The organism is Pseudomonas sp. GW821-FHT01E05, assembly GCF_059422425.1.
The window spans coordinates 1-16,847 of sequence record NZ_JBWKWW010000010.1 but is presented as its reverse complement, the minus strand read 5'-3'; the positions used below and the strand labels follow the sequence as shown (position 1 = coordinate 16,847).

Annotated in this window: 11 protein-coding genes, 3 tRNA genes and 2 pseudogenes; 8 read left to right on the top strand and 8 right to left on the bottom strand. The window is 58.8% G+C overall.

Annotation, left to right across the window (positions count from 1 at the left end; translation table 11 throughout):
- Positions 1 to 88: 88 nt before the first annotated feature.
- Positions 89 to 1,558, bottom strand: a complete 1,470-nt coding sequence (locus AC07W5_RS21265; RefSeq protein ID WP_495024270.1) for an efflux transporter outer membrane subunit — start codon at positions 1,556 to 1,558, stop codon at positions 89 to 91.
- Positions 1,559 to 1,645: 87 nt separating this feature from the next.
- Here AC07W5_RS21265 and AC07W5_RS21260 point away from each other — a divergent pair, with 87 nt between their 5' ends.
- From AC07W5_RS21260 to AC07W5_RS21250, 3 genes are all read left to right on the top strand, one after another.
- Positions 1,646 to 2,266, top strand: a complete 621-nt coding sequence (locus tag AC07W5_RS21260) for a TetR/AcrR family transcriptional regulator (RefSeq protein ID WP_495013201.1) — start codon at positions 1,646 to 1,648, stop codon at positions 2,264 to 2,266.
- A gap of 179 nt (positions 2,267 to 2,445) precedes the next feature.
- A complete protein-coding gene (locus AC07W5_RS21255) occupies positions 2,446 to 3,567 on the top strand; it encodes an efflux RND transporter periplasmic adaptor subunit (RefSeq protein ID WP_495024269.1) in 1,122 nt (373 codons plus the stop codon).
- Positions 3,564 to 6,650, top strand: coding sequence for an efflux RND transporter permease subunit (locus AC07W5_RS21250; protein ID WP_495024268.1), 3,087 nt, complete (start codon positions 3,564 to 3,566; stop codon positions 6,648 to 6,650). Before AC07W5_RS21255 ends, AC07W5_RS21250 begins: the two co-directional genes overlap by 4 nt.
- 28 nt (positions 6,651 to 6,678) lie before the next feature.
- On the opposite strand, the pseudogene AC07W5_RS21245 reads toward AC07W5_RS21250, so the two are convergent.
- The 3 genes and pseudogenes from AC07W5_RS21245 to AC07W5_RS21235 all read right to left on the bottom strand — a co-directional run.
- Positions 6,679 to 6,869, bottom strand: a pseudogene (locus AC07W5_RS21245) (integrase domain-containing protein); the annotation flags it as partial.
- Positions 6,870 to 7,380 (bottom strand): annotated as a pseudogene (locus tag AC07W5_RS21240) (tyrosine-type recombinase/integrase); the annotation flags it as partial. It lies immediately after the preceding pseudogene.
- Positions 7,381 to 7,445: 65 nt separating this feature from the next.
- Positions 7,446 to 7,521 (bottom strand) — tRNA-Asn (locus AC07W5_RS21235).
- Positions 7,522 to 7,766: 245 nt separating this feature from the next.
- On the opposite strand from AC07W5_RS21235, the gene AC07W5_RS21230 reads away from it, so the two are divergent.
- On the top strand, positions 7,767 to 8,000 hold the full coding sequence (locus AC07W5_RS21230) for a hypothetical protein (protein WP_495024267.1): 234 nt from the start codon (positions 7,767 to 7,769) through the stop codon (positions 7,998 to 8,000).
- Between the two features lie 6 nt (positions 8,001 to 8,006).
- Here the strand turns inward: AC07W5_RS21230 and AC07W5_RS21225 are convergent, their stop codons facing one another.
- A complete protein-coding gene (locus AC07W5_RS21225; protein ID WP_123425711.1) occupies positions 8,007 to 8,210 on the bottom strand; it encodes a hypothetical protein in 204 nt (67 codons plus the stop codon).
- Positions 8,211 to 8,338: 128 nt separating this feature from the next.
- Positions 8,339 to 9,535, bottom strand: coding sequence for an amino acid aminotransferase (locus tag AC07W5_RS21220; protein ID WP_494994087.1), 1,197 nt, complete (start codon positions 9,533 to 9,535; stop codon positions 8,339 to 8,341).
- 335 nt (positions 9,536 to 9,870) lie between these two features.
- On the opposite strand from AC07W5_RS21220, the gene uvrB reads away from it, so the two are divergent.
- On the top strand, positions 9,871 to 11,886 hold the full coding sequence (gene uvrB, locus AC07W5_RS21215) for an excinuclease ABC subunit UvrB (RefSeq protein ID WP_494994086.1): 2,016 nt from the start codon (positions 9,871 to 9,873) through the stop codon (positions 11,884 to 11,886).
- Between the two features lie 127 nt (positions 11,887 to 12,013).
- Here the strand turns inward: uvrB and AC07W5_RS21210 are convergent, their stop codons facing one another.
- A complete protein-coding gene (locus AC07W5_RS21210) occupies positions 12,014 to 13,564 on the bottom strand; it encodes an MDR family MFS transporter (RefSeq protein ID WP_495024266.1) in 1,551 nt (516 codons plus the stop codon).
- Positions 13,554 to 14,609, bottom strand: a complete 1,056-nt coding sequence (locus tag AC07W5_RS21205) for an HlyD family secretion protein (RefSeq protein WP_494994084.1) — start codon at positions 14,607 to 14,609, stop codon at positions 13,554 to 13,556. Before AC07W5_RS21205 ends, AC07W5_RS21210 begins: the two co-directional genes overlap by 11 nt.
- A gap of 233 nt (positions 14,610 to 14,842) precedes the next feature.
- Here AC07W5_RS21205 and gltX point away from each other — a divergent pair, with 233 nt between their 5' ends.
- The 3 genes from gltX to AC07W5_RS21190 all read left to right on the top strand — a co-directional run bounded on the left by gltX (position 14,843) and on the right by AC07W5_RS21190 (position 16,847).
- The gene (gene gltX / locus AC07W5_RS21200; RefSeq protein WP_494994083.1) at positions 14,843 to 16,324 is read left to right on the top strand and encodes a glutamate--tRNA ligase; all 1,482 of its coding nucleotides are present in this window, start codon (positions 14,843 to 14,845) and stop codon (positions 16,322 to 16,324) included.
- A 297-nt stretch (positions 16,325 to 16,621) separates the two neighbouring features.
- Positions 16,622 to 16,697: transfer RNA gene (locus tag AC07W5_RS21195), tRNA-Ala, on the top strand.
- A 78-nt stretch (positions 16,698 to 16,775) separates the two neighbouring features.
- Positions 16,776 to 16,847: transfer RNA gene (locus AC07W5_RS21190), tRNA-Glu, on the top strand.

The window sequence follows — 16,847 nt, the reverse complement described above, 5'->3', positions numbered from 1 at the left end:
AGCTGGGGCTGAGGGAGGGCGCTGGCTGATACCCCTCCAAAAAAACGGCCGGTTAAGATCGTTAAGAGGGATGACACAGGTCACAGTTCTACTGTGTCTTTGAGGCAACGCGAGCATCTGAGTCGTCCCGCTGCCAACCGCCGCCCAATGCTTTGAACGTGGCCACTGCAGCGCGAGCCGATTCGGTTTGTGCCTGAGCTCTGCCATCAGATGCCGCTAAAAGGTGTTCATCGGCATCCAGTACTTCGATCAGGCTGACCACGCCTTTTTCATAGGCGACAAACGACGTCGCTCGGGCTTTCGCATACGCCGACTCGCCCTGGGCGAGTTGTGTCGATTGTTGCTCGTGGTTGATCAGCGCCGAAAAAGCGCTTTCAACATCTTCGCAGGCCCGCAGAACGGACTGGCGGTAAGCGGCTAAGGCTTCGGCTTCTTGGCCTTTCGCCAAATCAATTTGAGCGTTGATGCGGCCAAAATCGAACAGCCTCCAACGTAATCCCAGTGCCGCCGAAGCCTGACTGGCGCCATTGCTGAACAGGTTTGCACTGGATACCGAGGTAGCACTGCCGAGCAGCGCCCCCACAGACAGTTTGGGGTAGTACTCGGACATGGCTTCGCCGATGCGTGCGTTGGATGCCGCAAGTCGGCGCTCAGCGACGATCAAGTCTGGACGCCGACGCAGCAGGTCGGCCGGAGCACCCATGTCCGAGAGGCCTGGCACATCAGGGATGGGCGCCGGCTTAGTCAACTGCGCGCTATAAGTGCCGGGCGCCTTGCCCAACATGACATCCAGCGCATTCATTGCCGCGTCAATGCCTGCTTGCAGTACCGGAACGGTGGCCTGCGCTTGATTCAGCGCGCCTTGGGTCTGGTTCAACTGCAGTTCAGCCGCCAGGCCTTTTGCGTAGAGATGTTCGATGGTGGTGAGCAGTTGTTGTCGTGTGTCTACTTGCTGCCGGGCAATTTCCAGGCGTGCTTGAAGGCCACGGATGCTAATGTAAAGATCGGCTGTCTGCGCGACCACTGCCAGGCGTGTGGCAATCGCCCCGGCTTGTGAGGCCTGATAATCGGCGAAGGCGGCTTCTTTACCTCGGCGCAGCCCGCCAAACACATCCAGCTCCCAGCTGGCATTCAAATTCGCCTCATAGGCACTGCCGTAGCGATTATAGGAAGGGTTTGAGTTCAGCACTTGGCCCAACGGAGTCTCCAATGACTGACGGGCTCGGGCCGCTTGACCGTTGACGGTAGCCGACGGCAGGAGGGCTGCGTTAGCTGCGCCCAAACCGGCGCGAGCCTGCTCGATCCTTGCACTTGCCTGGGCTAAATCGAGGTTCTGTTCAAGTGCTCGATTTATCAGCTGATTGAGTATCGGGTCATTAAATGCGTTCCACCAAGCGGCGAGATCGGCATTTGCGGCGCCCACTTGTCGTGCCTTGGACGTTTGCGCCGAGAAATGCTCGGGCAATTCCACACTGGGTTCTGAGTAGTCGGGGCCCACTGCGCAACCTGCAACCATACCCAAACACAGTAAGACGGCGAAACGAGGAGGAGGGTGCATGCGATACCTGCGAAAGGGTCGTTTTGTGACGATGTTACAATTTGGTCACAAGTTGTCAACCACCTTTGGGATGAGTAAGCTGCTCGCATGAATCAGCCATCAGTTTCTTCGCCCAGCGCCCGTGGCCCAGTCGATCACGACATTCGAGACCAGATTGTCGCGGCGGCCAACGAGCATTTCAGTCAGTACGGTTATGGCAAAACAACGGTTTCTGACCTAGCCAAGGCCATCGGCTTTTCCAAGGCTTACATCTACAAATTCTTTGAGTCCAAGCAGGCGATTGGTGACGCAATCTGTACAAATTGCCTGACTGAAATCGTTGCGGCAGTGGAGCAGGCCATCAATGTAGGCGGCATCTCGCCGACTGAACGTTTTCGGCGCCTGGTCAAAACCTTAATCGCTACAGGTGTGAGCCTGTTCTTTAACGACCGTAAACTCTATGACATCGCAGCGTTCGCCGCGTCGGAGCGCTGGCCCAGCTCACAAGTCTATGACGCTCAGATCAAGAGCTTCGTGTCGCAAATCGTGCGTGAGGGGCGAGAGCTCGGCGAGTTTGAACGCAAGACACCACTGGACGAGACGGTAGAGGCGATTCATCTCGCTCTGCGGCCTTTCATCAATCCTTTGCTATTGCAGTACAACCTCGATTTTGTTGAAGAAGCCCCTTCTCTTATCTCCAATCTTGTTCTGCGCAGCCTGATGCCTTAAACCGTCTGCTGACGGATGCGCTGCGCATCCGTATCGGCGTGTGCGCCTGAAAAAACTAGATATCAAGCCTCTCTGCTTTGCTCTGATCAAGTGGGGGAATGTTCATTCGTCTCGGTAGTGACTATTGACAGAATTGGTCACTTGAATAAGCATGGTGCATCCGCTACCGGGAGGTCTTTATGATCCAGCGCCACCGCATGTCACTCATTTTCATTGTCTTGTTGCCGTTTGCCCTGGCAGCCTGCAACGAGGCCACACCTGCCGATCCTCGCCTTCAAGTGCCCTTGGTGCGCATCGGCGTGGTTCAACCCTCTGCGCCTGCGGCACGGGTATTCACCGGTATCGTCGCGGCTCGAGTTCAGAGCGATCTCGGTTTTCGGGTGCCTGGGAAAGTCTTGGAGCGCTTGGTGGACTCTGGGCAGAGTGTCAAACGTGGGCAGCCACTCATGCGCATCGATGCCAACGACCTGACGCTGGCCGCGAGGGCGCAGCAGGAAGCGGTGCTGGCCGCTATGGCCCGAGCGCGGCAGGCCTCCGATGATGAGCTTCGCTACCGTGATTTGGTGTCCGTCGGTGCGGTATCTGCCTCAGCTTACGCAGGGATCAAAGCGGCTGCCGACTCGGCGAAAGCTCAGCTAAACGCTGCCCAGGCTCAGGCTGATGTGGCGAAAAACGCGACCGGTTATTCGACGTTGCTGGCGGATGCTGATGGGGTTGTAGTGGATACCTTGGCGGAGCCGGGGCAGGTGGTTGGCGCAGGACAGATGGTGGTACGCGTTGCCCATTCAGGGCAACGCGAGGCCGTGATCCAGTTACCCGAGACGCTACGTCCTGAGCTGGGCTCGGCGGCGACGGTTGAGCTCTACGGGCAGAACCAGCGTGCAGGCAGCGCCCGTTTACGTCAGCTGTCCGACTCTGCGGACCGACAGACCCGAACGTTTGAAGCGCGTTATGTGCTGGAGGGAGCGCTCTCCAACACCACCCTGGGTTCGACGATCTCAGTGGTTATCGCCGACACGGATGTTGCTGATGCCAAGGAATTACAGGTGCCCATGGGGGCCCTCTACGACGCGGGTAAAGGCCCGGGTGTCTGGGTGGTTGGGGGAGAACCGGAGCATGTGGTATGGCGCCCGATCAAGGTTCGCAGCTTGAATAACGAGGCCAGCGTGCGCGTGACGGGTGATCTCCAGGTGGGTGATCGTGTCGTCGCATTGGGTGCACACCTATTGAATGAGGGAGAGAAGGTCAGGACTGAAGTTGCCGGTGCCACGCAAAAAACGGTGGTTGAGGTGAGTCGATGAGCGGCTTCAATCTTTCGGCGCTGGCAGTACGCGAGCGTTCAATCACCCTGTTTTTGATCCTGCTGATTTCTGTGGGTGGGTTGTACGCCTTCTTCAAACTGGGGCGTGCGGAAGACCCCGCATTCACTATTAAACAAATGACGGTGGTCACCGCCTGGCCTGGGGCGACGGCCCAGGAGATCCAAGACCAGGTGGTAGAAAAGCTGGAAAAACGCATGCAGGAACTGCGTTGGTACGACCGGACCGAGACCTTTACCCGGCCCGGCTTGGCATTCACCACGGTTTATCTGCTCGATAGCACGCCGCCCCCAGCCGTCCAGGAGGAGTTTTACCAGGCGCGCAAGAAAATCCTGGATGAGCAGAAGGGGTTGCCGTCTGGGGTGATCGGCCCAATGGTCAATGATGAGTATTCCGATGTCACCTTCGCGCTCTATGCGCTCAAGGCCAAGGGCGAGCCGCAACGTCTGTTGGTGCGCGAAGCCGAGAGCTTGCGCCAGCGTCTGCTGCATGTGGCGGGTGTGAAGAAGGTCAACATCATCGGTGAACAGCCCGAGCGCATTTTTGTCGAGCTGTCCTACGAGCGTCTGGCGACACTGGGCATTTCTGCACGAGACATCTTCAGTGCGTTGAACACGCAGAACATGATAACGCCGGCCGGCTCGGTTGAAGCGAAGGGCCCACAGGTTTTCATCCGCCTGGATGGCGCGTTTGATGACCTGCAGAAGATTCGTAATACCCCACTGACGGTGCAGGGCAGAACCCTCAAGTTGTCCGATGTGGCTGAGGTCAAGCGCGGTTATGAGGACCCTGCGACGTTCCTGGTACGCAACAATGGCGAGCCCGCATTGTTGCTCGGCGTGGTCATGCGCGATGGCTGGAACGGTCTGGATCTGGGGAAGTCGCTGGAGGCCGAGGCGACAACGATCAACGAGCAGATGCCTTTGGGCATGAGCCTGACCAGGGTCACGGATCAGGCGGTGAATATTGGCGCATCCGTCAACGAGTTCATGGTGAAGTTTTTTGCTGCCCTGGGCGTGGTGCTGCTGGTGTGTTTTCTCAGCATGGGCTGGCGTGTCGGCGTTGTGGTTGCCGCGGCGGTGCCGCTGACCCTGGCGGCCGTGTTCATTGTCATGGCGGCCACGGGCAAAGACTTCGATCGAATTACCCTGGGCTCGTTGATTCTGGCGCTGGGACTGCTGGTGGACGATGCAATCATTGCCATTGAAATGATGGTGGTGAAGATGGAGGAGGGCTACGACCGAATCAAGGCCTCCGCTTATGCCTGGAGCCACACGGCCGCGCCGATGTTGTCGGGGACGTTGGTGACGGCGATCGGCTTTATGCCCAACGGTTTTGCCAAGTCGACGGCTGGTGAGTACACCGCGAACATGTTCTGGATCGTTGGCATTGCGCTGATCACTTCCTGGGTGGTGGCCGTGGTGTTTACCCCTTACCTGGGCGTCAAACTGCTGCCGCAGATCAAGGTGCCTGAAGGCGGGCATACGGCGATTTACGGTACACCGAACTACCAGCGTTTCAGGCGCCTGCTGGGCAGTGTGATCCGCCGCAAAGGCTTGGTGGCGACATCCGTCGTTGGCTTGTTTGTTGTTGCGATTCTGGGCATGGGCGTGGTCAAGAAGCAGTTCTTTCCAACGTCCGACCGACCTGAGGTGCTGGTTGAGGTGCAGATGCCTTACGGCACCTCTATAGAACAGACTGAGGCGGCCGCGGCCAAGGTCGAGGCGTGGTTGGCTCTGCAGTCGGAAGCCAGGATCGTCACCGCTTACATTGGCCAGGGTGCGCCGCGCTTCTATTTGGCGATGGCCCCTGAGCTACCCGATCCATCCTTCGCAAAAATCGTCGTCCTGACCGCGAGTCAGCAAGAGCGCGAGGCGCTCAAGCTCCGCCTCAGGCAAGCCGCAGCCGATGGCTTGGCGCCTGAAGCCCGGGTGCGGGTGACGCAGTTGGTATTTGGTCCTTATTCACCGTATCCAGTGGCCTTTCGGGTGATGGGCGCCGACCCCGCGGTGTTGCGGGATATCGCCGCGCAGGTGCGTGAGGTCATGACCGCCAGCCCCATGATGAGGACCGTCAACACCGACTTGGGCGAGCGCACACCGGCGCTTCATCTCACGCTGGATCAGGATCGCCTGCAAGCATTCGGCTTGACCTCGACTGATGTCGCGCAACAGTTGCAATTCCTGCTCACGGGGGTGCCTGTCACCGAGGTGCGCGAGGACATTCGTTCGGTTCAGGTGGTCGCTCGCTCGGCGGGAGAGACGCGTCTGGATCCGTCGAAAATTGCCGCCTTCACGCTGACCGGCGCCCAAGGGCAGCGCGTGTCGCTGTCCCAGGTAGGGGCGGTGGATGTGCGCATGGAGGAGCCCATTCTGCGACGTCGTGATCGTACGCCGACGATTACCGTGCGCGGTGACGTGGCTGAAGGTCTTCAGCCTCCCGATGTCTCCAACGCCTTGATAACGCAGTTGCAGCCCATCATCGAAAAACTGCCGGCGGGCTACCGGATTGAGTTTGCCGGCTCGATCGAGGAGTCGGGCAAAGCGAACAAGGCATTGCTACCGTTGTTCCCGATCATGATCGCGCTGATGTTGCTGACCATCATTATTCAGGTGCGCTCGATGTCGGCAATGATGATGGTGTTCGCCACCGCGCCTTTGGGCCTGATTGGTGTGGTGCCAATTCTGCTGCTGTTCCAGCAACCATTCGGGATCAACGCCTTGGTGGGACTGATTGCCTTGTCAGGGATTCTGATGCGCAACACGCTGATCCTCATCGGACAGATTCACTCCAATGAGCAAGCCGGCCTGTCGCCTCACAACGCCGTGGTCGAAGCCACTGTGCAGCGCGCGAGGCCCGTGATTCTCACGGCGTTGGCGGCAATGCTGGCGTTCATTCCGCTGACCCATTCGGTGTTCTGGGGAACGCTGGCCTACACCCTGATTGGCGGTACGTTTGCCGGCACCGTGCTGACCCTGGTGTTCCTGCCAGCGATGTACGCCCTCTGGTTCAAGATCAAGCCTGAGCCCGTGCATGAGCTTGCAGCGAACACTCATGTTGCTTGATACCTGCGTGCCTGGATCGTCTCAAAAAACCTTGTTCAACTTGGTGACGCAGATATATGGCGTAGTCAGCAAGGTCTGCCGATCAATTAGTCGCGCATCGTTAAACCCTGGTCCATCCTCCGAGCGACACCAGCGTACAAACGCCTGCCACCGATCACTGTGCGCTTTGACCGTGCCGTAATGCCCGCTGCCAAATAGATCTTTCAGCGCTTGCGGTCCGATCCGTTCCTGCAATTCAGGCAAGCGCGATAAGGATAAAGCGGGCGCGGTGGACGACTCGCGAGGCTTTGATCGAGCCTACGAGGTCGTAAGCAGGGTTTACGGTGATAAGCCGGAGGCGCTTTGCCTCGCGCATGATGCTCTGCAGGTAGTTTTGTACCCTTAAAGCGACGTCTATCGTCCCGCGCTTCTTAATCGCTTCCAGGGGCTGCATAAGGTCGTGGGTATCGAGGTCGACAATTGCACGAGCGCCGATCAGCGGGAAGAGGTGGGTTTTGAGGCGACTCATCCCTGTCTTGGAATAGTCTGGTGTCCATTTGGCTGACATTTCCGTGTGCCAGCCGAGGGCAACGCTTTCAAAGGTGCGGCCTTTGATCAGGGCTTGGGTCTTGGCTTGGTTCTTGGCTCCTATGGGGGCAATGCCATCCGCCAGCATCCGCTTGACCTCCAGGCGCTTGCGGCGCGCATCGGCGAGGCCAACGATGAGGTAGTTGCCGAAAACGAAAAAACCCGCCAAAAGAAGGCGGGTTTTTCGGGAGTTTCAGAGATTTTGGAAGCCTTCTCTGGAGCCTTGTCTGGCTCCACGACCTGGACTCGAACCAGGGACCCAGTGATTAACAGTCACTTGCTCTACCAACTGAGCTATCGCGGAATGTGGCCTATGTTACTGATTGAAAAGGAGAAGTCAAGTGCCGCTTGGCATCTTCGATGCTTTTCAAGTCGGGTCAGGGGATGGCTGGCCAGGCAAAATGCGATTGGCGGTTACCAGAAGGCAGGCAGAGGTCTACCATGACGCCCCGGAAGTGGTTTCACGCGCTGCCGGCCCCCAGCCGAAAAGGTACGTGTCATGACCCATCAACAAGTGTTTTGCGTTTCACAGCCTGTGGCGGTGAGCGCATGAGCATTGCCCAGATCAGCCTGCCCAAAGGTGTTGGCCCGCACGTCGAGAAGCTTTTCGAGGCGATCATTCAGGCCGGTTCTGCCGAGGACCTGAATCGTGCTGGCGGCAAGGCCGAAGGGTTTGTGCTGGGGCTGGAAAGCACCAAGGCGATCAAAAGCCAGGTCGCCGAATCGCTGTATGTGGCCTTTGAAGACGCCGCCAGTCAGCGTTCGACCGAACTGGCGGGCTGATCGACCTTATCCGCCGAAGGTAAAGGTGCCGAGCATGAACTTGGCGTACAGCGAGGTGGCAGCCAGTTGCACCAGCCACAGGGCCAGGCCACCGAGAAACACGCCCAAGGCAACCTGCCACACCAGTCCGCTGCTGCGTTTGGTCTGGTTGCGCGGCACGAAGTGATCCAGGTCTTCATCGCGGTCAGCGCGTAAATCATCGTTTTTCATAAGATATCTCGAATAGGCAGGGCGCTAGACCATCAGTCTAGAGTGCATGTGCGCCACGCTGTTGATTTTCTGGGCAGCAACGAAAAGGGGAAGCCAAACGGCTTCCCCTTTTCTGTCGCGCGTGTGGCTTAGATCACCTGAACGATGGCCTTGGTCACCACATCGATATTGCTCTGGTTCAGCGCGGCGACGCAGATGCGGCCGGTGTCCAGTGCATAGATGCCGAACTCGGTGCGCAGGCGGGTAACCTGCTCAACGGTCAGGCCGGAGTAAGAGAACATGCCACACTGACGACCGACGAAGCTGAAGTCGCGGTCAGGCGCGTTTTTCGCCAGCAGATCGACCATCTGCGTGCGCATGCCGCGAATGCGCAGACGCATCTCGGCCAGTTCCTGTTCCCACTGGGCGCGCAGCTCAGGGCTGTTCAGTACGGCGGCAACAATGGCTGCACCGTGGGTCGGCGGGTTGGAGTAGTTGGTGCGGATCACGCGTTTGACTTGCGACAGTACGCGCGCGCTTTCTTCTTTCGATTCGCTGACGATCGACAGCGCGCCAACACGCTCGCCGTACAGCGAGAACGACTTGGAGAACGAGCTGGAAACGAAGAAGTTCAGGCCCGACTCGGCGAACAGGCGCACAGCAGCGGCGTCTTCGTCGATGCCGTCGCCAAAGCCCTGGTAGGCCATGTCGAGGAACGGTACGAGGTTTTTCGCCTTGACCACGTCCAGAACGTTTTTCCAGTCAGCCGGGCTCAAGTCGACGCCGGTCGGGTTGTGGCAGCAAGCGTGCAGTACAACGATCGAGCCGGCTGGCAGGGCGTTCAGGTCTTCCAGCAGGCCAGTGCGGTTTACGTCGTGAGTCGCGGCGTCGTAGTAGCGATAGTTCTGAACCGGGAAACCGGCGGTTTCGAACAGCGCGCGGTGGTTTTCCCAGCTTGGGTCGCTGATGGCAACGACGGCGTTCGGCAGCAGTTGCTTGAGGAAGTCAGCACCGATTTTCAGCGCGCCGGTACCGCCGACGGACTGGGTGGTGACAACCCGGCCAGCCGCGAGCAGTGGCGAGTCTTTACCGAACAGCAGCTTTTGCACGGCCTGGTCGTAGGCGGCAATGCCGTCGATCGGCAGGTAGCCACGGGAAGCATGTTGAGCGGCGCGAATCGTCTCGGCTTCGACAACGGCTCGCAGGAGTGGAATTCGCCCCTCCTCGTTGCAGTAAACACCAACCCCCAGGTTGACCTTGTCAGTGCGGGTGTCAGCGTTGAATGCTTCGTTGAGGCCCAGGATTGGATCGCGTGGTGCCATTTCGACAGCGGAGAACAGGCTCATTATTACGGCGGCTCTGAATGGAGTGTGGAGGGACGTGCAGCGCTCCAGCCGAATGCACTAGAGCGGTGCACAAACGGGGAGCTAGTATAGAGGCCATCACCGATCGCTGCGACAGGCGATTGGGCTTTTAAGGCAAGTTTTTCGGTTTATTTCTCGACCGTTAGTCAAATTGCAACATCAAGGGGGTTGTGAGGATGTAGGGCGTTTGCCTTGAAACCTGTGGCATTTGGCTCCACATCGAGCACAATCCAGTTTTTTCCCGGCGACATTGATCGTTTGCGGTCTTTCTCGTTGCTGTCCGGCATTGCCGGGCAGGCCTTCACCAGAGGTACGTTATGTCTGATTTCCAGCTAGTCACCCGCTTTGAGCCCGCTGGCGATCAGCCGGAAGCCATTCGCCTGATGGTCGAAGGTATCGAGGCCGGGCTGGCGCACCAGACGCTGCTCGGTGTGACCGGCTCGGGCAAGACGTTCAGCATTGCCAACGTGATCGCTCAGATCAACCGCCCGACCCTGGTGCTGGCGCCGAACAAGACCCTGGCGGCGCAGCTGTATGGGGAATTCAAGGCGTTTTTCCCGAACAACGCGGTGGAGTACTTCGTTTCCTACTACGACTACTACCAGCCTGAAGCCTACGTACCGTCTTCCGACACCTTTATCGAGAAAGACGCTTCGATCAACGATCACATCGAGCAGATGCGGTTGTCCGCGACCAAGGCCTTGCTGGAGCGCAAGGACGCGATCATTGTCACCACGGTTTCGTGCATCTACGGCTTGGGCAGTCCGGAAACCTATTTGAAGATGGTGCTGCACGTGGATCGCGGCGACAAGCTCGATCAGCGTGCCTTGTTGCGCCGGCTCGCCGACTTGCAATACACCCGCAATGACATGGACTTTGCCCGTGCGACCTTTCGCGTACGCGGCGATGTGATTGATATCCACCCGGCGGAATCTGATTTTGAAGCGATCCGCATCGAACTCTTCGATGATGAAGTGGAGAAGATTTCCGCCTTCGATCCGCTGACCGGCGAAGTGATCCGCAAACTGCCGCGTTTCACCTTCTATCCGAAAAGCCACTACGTGACGCCACGGGAAACCCTGCTGGATGCCATCGAAGGGATCAAGGTCGAGCTTCAGGAGCGCCTGGAATATCTGCGCTCCAATAACAAGCTGGTGGAAGCGCAGCGTCTGGAGCAGCGCACCCGTTTTGACCTGGAGATGATTCTCGAGCTGGGTTACTGCAACGGCATCGAAAACTACTCACGCTATCTGTCGGGCCGTGAATCGGGTGAGGCGCCGCCAACCTTGTTCGACTATCTGCCAGCCGATGCCTTGCTGGTGATCGACGAATCCCACGTCAGCGTGCCGCAGGTCGGCGCGATGTACAAAGGCGACCGCTCGCGCAAGGAAACCCTGGTGGAATACGGTTTCCGTCTTCCATCGGCGCTGGACAACCGGCCAATGCGTTTTGACGAATGGGAAAGCATCAGCCCGCAGACGATTTTCGTATCGGCAACACCGGGTAACTATGAGGCCGAGCACGCCGGTCGCGTGATCGAGCAGGTGGTGCGGCCGACCGGTCTGGTGGATCCGCAGATCGAGATTCGTCCGGCGCTGACTCAAGTCGATGATTTGCTCTCGGAAATCAACAAGCGTGTGGCACTGGAAGAGCGGGTGCTGGTGACCACACTGACCAAACGTATGTCCGAAGACCTCACCGATTATCTGGCCGACCATGGCGTGCGAGTGCGTTACCTGCACTCGGACATCGATACGGTGGAGCGGGTCGAAATCATTCGCGATTTGCGCCTGGGGACGTTTGATGTGCTGGTGGGGATCAACCTGCTGCGTGAAGGTCTGGACATGCCCGAGGTGTCACTGGTGGCGATTCTCGATGCGGACAAGGAGGGCTTCCTGCGTTCCGAGCGTTCACTGATTCAGACCATTGGTCGTGCAGCGCGTAACCTCAATGGGCGGGCGATTCTCTACGCTGACCGGATCACCGGTTCGATGGAGCGGGCGATTGGCGAGACCGAGCGTCGTCGCGAGAAGCAAATTGCCTTCAACCTGGCCAACGGCATTACCCCCAAAGGCGTGTTCAAGGACGTTGCCGACATCATGGAAGGCGCTACCGTGCCGGGTTCGCGCAGCAAAAAGCGCAAAGGCATGGCCAAAGCTGCCGAGGAAAGCGCCAGGTACGAAAACGAACTGCGCTCGCCGAGCGAAATTTCCAAGCGTATTCGCCAGCTCGAAGAGAAGATGTACCAGTTGGCGCGAGACCTTGAGTTTGAAGCCGCTGCGCAAATGCGCGACGAGATCGCCAAACTGCGCGAGCGGTTGATGGTGGTTTGATGATCGAGGTCGATCGTTCCCACGCTCTGCGTGGGAATGCATCCAGTGACGCTGCGCGTCACATCCAGAGCGGACGCGGAGCGTCCGGGGTGGCATTCCCGGCGTGGGAACGATCACTAACTCGGTGTCAGTGCGCTTCCCCAGTCTTGATCCCCGCCGGCAATGCCTTGGTCAGCAGAATCGCCAGCATGCTGATCCCCAATGCAATCCCGACAAAATGAAAGGCATCGTTGTAGGCCATGATCGACGCCTGTTGATGGGCGATCTCGCTGAGTTTGCCTAGCGCTGCGGTCTCATTACCGAGTTTTTCTGTCAGTACCGCCATACGCTCGGCGACCTGCGGGTTGCTCGGGACGATGGACTCTCGCAAATAGTCGAAGTAGGTCTTGGTTCGGGCGTCGAGCAATGTGGCGAGGAGGGCGATCCCGATCGCACCACCGAGGTTGCGCAGGATGTTGAACAGGCTCGAAGCAGACCCTGCATCCTGCGGCAGGATGTAGGCAGTGGCGATCAACGAGATGGTTACCATGATCAGTGGCTGGCCCATGGCGCGGACGAGCTGGATCTGATTGAACTGCGGTCCGGCAAAGTCCGGGTTGAGTGCGCCCGACAAGAAACTCGCCAGCCCGAATAGTCCGAATCCCAAAGTGCACAGCAATTTGGGCGGGATGAACTTCATCAGCTTGGGCACCAGCGGGATCAGAAACAGCTGCGGCACGCCCATCCACATAATCACTTCGCCGATCTGCAAGGCGTTGTAGCTCTGGATCTGCGCCAGATACAGCGGCAACAGATAAATCGATCCGTACAGCCCGACACCCATCCCCAGGCTGGAAATGCTCGACAGACCGAAGTTGCGGTTACGCAGGATGCCAAGATTGATCAGCGGGTCAGGCTTGGAGATCTGCACGATCACAAAGGTGATCAGGCTCAACAGCGCGATGCTGCCCAGGGTCACGATCAGATTCGATTCCAGCCAGTTTTTGCGATGGCCTTCTTCAAGAAAAACCTGCAAACAGCCCAGGCCGATGCCAAGTGTAAGAATGCCGGTGTAGTCGGTGCTTTTCAGCAGTTCCCAGTGGGCTTCCTTTTTCTCCAGGCCATAGAGCAACCCGGCGATCATGATCAGACCGGGCGGGACGTTGATGTAGAAGATGTATTGCCAGCCCCAGTTTTCGGTGAGCCAGCCGCCGATGGTCGGGCCGATGGACGGAGCGAAGGTCGCGGTCATGGCGAACATGGCCATGCCTTTGGCGCGGTGGTGTTCGGGGAGCTTGATCAGCGTCAGCGTGAACGCCAGCGGAATCAGCGCGCCGCCGGTGAAGCCTTGTAAGGCACGAAAGACGATCATGCTCTCCAGGCTCCAGGCGATGGAGCACAGCAATGAGGCCGCCAGAAAGCCCAGCGAGACCCATACCGCCAGTCGTCGTGCGGACAGCAGCTGCACCAGCCAGGCGGTGAGGGGGATCATGATGATCTCCGCCACCAGGTACGAGGTGGAAATCCACGAGCCTTCTTCGAGAGTGGCCGACAGCGCGCCCTGAATATCCTTGAGCGAGGAGTTGGTGATCTGGATGTCGAGCACCGCCATAAAGGCACCGAGCATCGCGCTCATCACCGCAATCCAGTCGCGCCGGGTCGGTTCACCGACCGGACGGATCAGTTGATCACCGGCCATTTTCTGCGTCAGCGTCGGCTTTGATGTTGACTTTGACGGTGACCGACATGCCCGGGCGAATTTTGCCGCGCAGCGGATTATCAGCGGCGAAGGTCAGTTTGACCGGGATGCGCTGAACCACCTTGGTGAAGTTGCCAGTGGCGTTGTCCGGCGGCAGCAGACTGAACTGCGCGCCGGAGGCGGCGAACAGGCTGTCGACTCGGGCCTCGATCGGTGTGTCGCCATAAGCGTCGAAAGTCAGCTCGGCTTTTTGCCCGGGCTTCATGTGGCCGATCTGGGTTTCCTTGAAGTTGGCCTGAATCCAGATGTCCTGATCCGGCACGATCGACAGCAAGTAGGCGCCGGCCTGCACATATTGGCCGTTGCGGGCGGCGCGCTGGCCGATCAGGCCGCTGATCGGTGCATGGATTTCACTGCGGGCCAGGTTCAGCTCGGCCTGAGCCAGGTCGGTTTTGGCATTGGCGATCTGCGCGTCGAGGCGTTTGATCTCGGCGCTGAGGGCATTGACCTGCTGGCGCTGGGCTTGCAAGTCAGCCTGGGCCTTGGCCACTTGCGAACGGGCGATATGGTTGTCGGCGGAGAGGGTGGTGACCCGTTCTTCCGAGACATAACCTGGTTTACGGAGGGTCTGCGCGCGGGACAGGTCGATCTGTGAACGTCCGAGGCTGGCCTGGCTGGACGCAACCTGTGCCTGGCTGGCGGCGATCAGGCTCGCCTGTTGGGTCAGCTTGCTCTGGGCTTGCAGGCGTTCTGCCTCGCGGGTGGCCAGCGTGGCGTTGGCGCGGTCGACGGCGAGATGGAAGTCAGCGCCTTCGAGTCTGATCAGAAGTTCGCCTTTTTCCACGTGCTGGTTGTCGCGCACCAGCACTTCGTCGATGCGTGCGCCCAGTTGGCTGGACACGCGAGTGATTTCGCCCTGGACATAGGCGTTATCGGTGCTTTCATAAAATCGTCCCTTGAAGAACCACTGGGCGAAAAGGCTCAGTGCGATCAGCAGGACGATCGACAGAAAAGTAAGCAGGCGACGCTTGAGTGGGGCAGGCATGGGCAGACTGTAGTCGATAGGTGTAAGGAAATTTAACAGGGGGGGCGAATCTGGCATATAGCCAGCGGGGGGTAAATGCCGGTTGCTGATAATCGGCCATTCAGCTGCTTTAGAGCGGTTTGTAGCCTCAACCTTGGCTTAAATGCCCTGCTCACTGGAGCCGGGTCGGTGTCGCCTGTTACCATTCGCCCCTTGTTTCATCTCCGCTTTTTATATTCTTTCCGAGACATGCCATGACCACCGTCCGCACTCGCATCGCGCCATCGCCAACCGGGGATCCCCACGTCGGCACCGCCTACATCGCTTTGTTCAACTACTGCTTTGCCAAGCAGCATGGCGGTGAGTTCATCCTGCGGATCGAAGACACCGATCAATTGCGTTCGACCCGAGAGTCCGAACAGCAGATCTTCGATGCCTTGCGCTGGCTGGGCATCGACTGGAGCGAAGGTCCGGATGTCGGCGGCCCGCACGGCCCGTATCGCCAGAGCGAGCGCGGTGATATCTACCAGAAGTACTGCCAGCAGCTGGTCGACCTGGGCCATGCCTTCCCGTGCTTCTGCACCAGCGACGAGCTGGACCAGATGCGCGCCGAGCAAATGGCCCGCGGAGAAACCCCACGCTACGACGGCCGTGCGCTGTTGCTCTCCAAAGAAGAAGTCGCCTCCCGCCTGGCCGCTGGCGAGCCCCACGTGATCCGCATGAAGGTGCCGACAGAAGGCGTCTGCGTGGTACCGGACATGCTCCGTGGCGACGTCGAGATCCCATGGGATCGCATGGACATGCAAGTGCTGATGAAGACCGACGGCTTGCCGACCTACTTCCTTGCCAACGTGGTCGACGATCACCTGATGGGCATCACCCACGTCCTGCGCGGCGAAGAGTGGCTGCCCTCGGCGCCGAAACTGATCCTGCTTTACGAATACTTCGGCTGGGAACAACCGCAGTTGTGCTACATGCCGCTGCTGCGTAATCCGGACAAGAGCAAACTGTCCAAGCGCAAGAACCCGACCTCGGTGACCTTCTACGAGCGCATGGGCTTCATGCCGGAAGCGATGCTCAACTACCTGGGTCGTATGGGCTGGTCGATGCCGGACGAGCGCGAGAAGTTCTCACTGCAGGAAATGGTCGACAACTTCGACCTGTCGCGGGTTTCCCTGGGCGGGCCGATCTTTGACATCGAGAAGCTGTCCTGGCTCAACGGCCAGTGGCTGCGTGATCTGCCGGTGGCAGAGTTCGCCAGTCGCGTGCAGACCTGGGCGCTGAATCCTGAATACATGATGAAGATCGCACCGCACGTGCAGGGTCGGGTTGAGACCTTCAGCCAGATCGCGCCGTTGGCCGGGTTCTTCTTCGCCGGTGGCGTGACGCCGGATGCCAGGCTGTTCGAGTCCAAGAAGCTCTCGGGCGACCAGGTGCGTCAGCTGATGCAACTGATCCTGTGGAAGCTGGAAAGCCTGCGTCAGTGGGAGAAGGACAGCATCACCGCGACCATTCAGGCCGTGGTCGAGTCCCTGGAGCTGAAGCTGCGTGACGCCATGCCGCTGATGTTCGCTGCCATCACTGGCCAGGCCAGCTCGGTGTCGGTGCTCGATGCGATGGAAATCCTCGGTCCGGACCTGACGCGTTTCCGCCTGCGCCAGGCCATCGACTTGCTCGGTGGTGTGTCGAAGAAGGAAAACAAGGAGTGGGAAAAACTCCTGGGCGCTATCGCCTGAGACGGCTGAGTCGGCACGTTCCCTCTGTAGCAACTGCCGCAGGCTGCGTTGGGCTGCGAAGCGGCCCTTAAATGGCCTCGACTCAATTTGCTGATAAAGGGCAGGACGCCCGATTCAGGAGCACTTCATGGTCCAACGCAGCCTTCGGCAGCTGCTACAGAGTGGATGCCCTCCCCGGATTCTCTAGGGGAGGGCGGTAAGTGGTTGTTATGCCGACAAAAAATATTGGAAATTGTTGAAAAAGAATTTGACAGCCTCCCAATACGCCCTTAAGATTCGCCCCGTCCTCACCGACGAGGGGCTATAGCTCAGCTGGGAGAGCGCTTGCATGGCATGCAAGAGGTCAACGGTTCGATCCCGTTTAGCTCCACCAATTTTACAGTTCAAGGTCTGGCCACACCGGCCTTGAATCGATCAGACTCAGCCTGATCGGTTGTATAGAAGGGTTTGCGTCCCCTTCGTCTAGTGGCCTAGGACACCGCCCTTTCACGGCGGTAACAGGGGTTCGAGTCCCCTAGGGGAC

Bases quoted from the DNA above. Each gene is read 5' to 3' on its own strand.
- uvrB (WP_494994086.1), top strand. From the start codon at position 9,871: ATGTCTGATTTCCAGCTAGTCACCCGCTTTGAGCCCGCTGGCGATCAG.
- AC07W5_RS21220 (WP_494994087.1), bottom strand. From the start codon at position 9,535: ATGAGCCTGTTCTCCGCTGTCGAAATGGCACCACGCGATCCAATCCTG.
- gltX (WP_494994083.1), top strand. From the start codon at position 14,843: ATGACCACCGTCCGCACTCGCATCGCGCCATCGCCAACCGGGGATCCC.
- AC07W5_RS21205 (WP_494994084.1), bottom strand. From the start codon at position 14,609: ATGCCTGCCCCACTCAAGCGTCGCCTGCTTACTTTTCTGTCGATCGTC.
- AC07W5_RS21260 (WP_495013201.1), top strand. From the start codon at position 1,646: ATGAATCAGCCATCAGTTTCTTCGCCCAGCGCCCGTGGCCCAGTCGAT.
- AC07W5_RS21210 (WP_495024266.1), bottom strand. From the start codon at position 13,564: ATGGCCGGTGATCAACTGATCCGTCCGGTCGGTGAACCGACCCGGCGC.
- AC07W5_RS21225 (WP_123425711.1), bottom strand. From the start codon at position 8,210: ATGAAAAACGATGATTTACGCGCTGACCGCGATGAAGACCTGGATCAC.
- AC07W5_RS21230 (WP_495024267.1), top strand. From the start codon at position 7,767: ATGAGCATTGCCCAGATCAGCCTGCCCAAAGGTGTTGGCCCGCACGTC.
- AC07W5_RS21265 (WP_495024270.1), bottom strand. From the start codon at position 1,558: ATGCACCCTCCTCCTCGTTTCGCCGTCTTACTGTGTTTGGGTATGGTT.
- AC07W5_RS21255 (WP_495024269.1), top strand. From the start codon at position 2,446: ATGATCCAGCGCCACCGCATGTCACTCATTTTCATTGTCTTGTTGCCG.
- AC07W5_RS21250 (WP_495024268.1), top strand. From the start codon at position 3,564: ATGAGCGGCTTCAATCTTTCGGCGCTGGCAGTACGCGAGCGTTCAATC.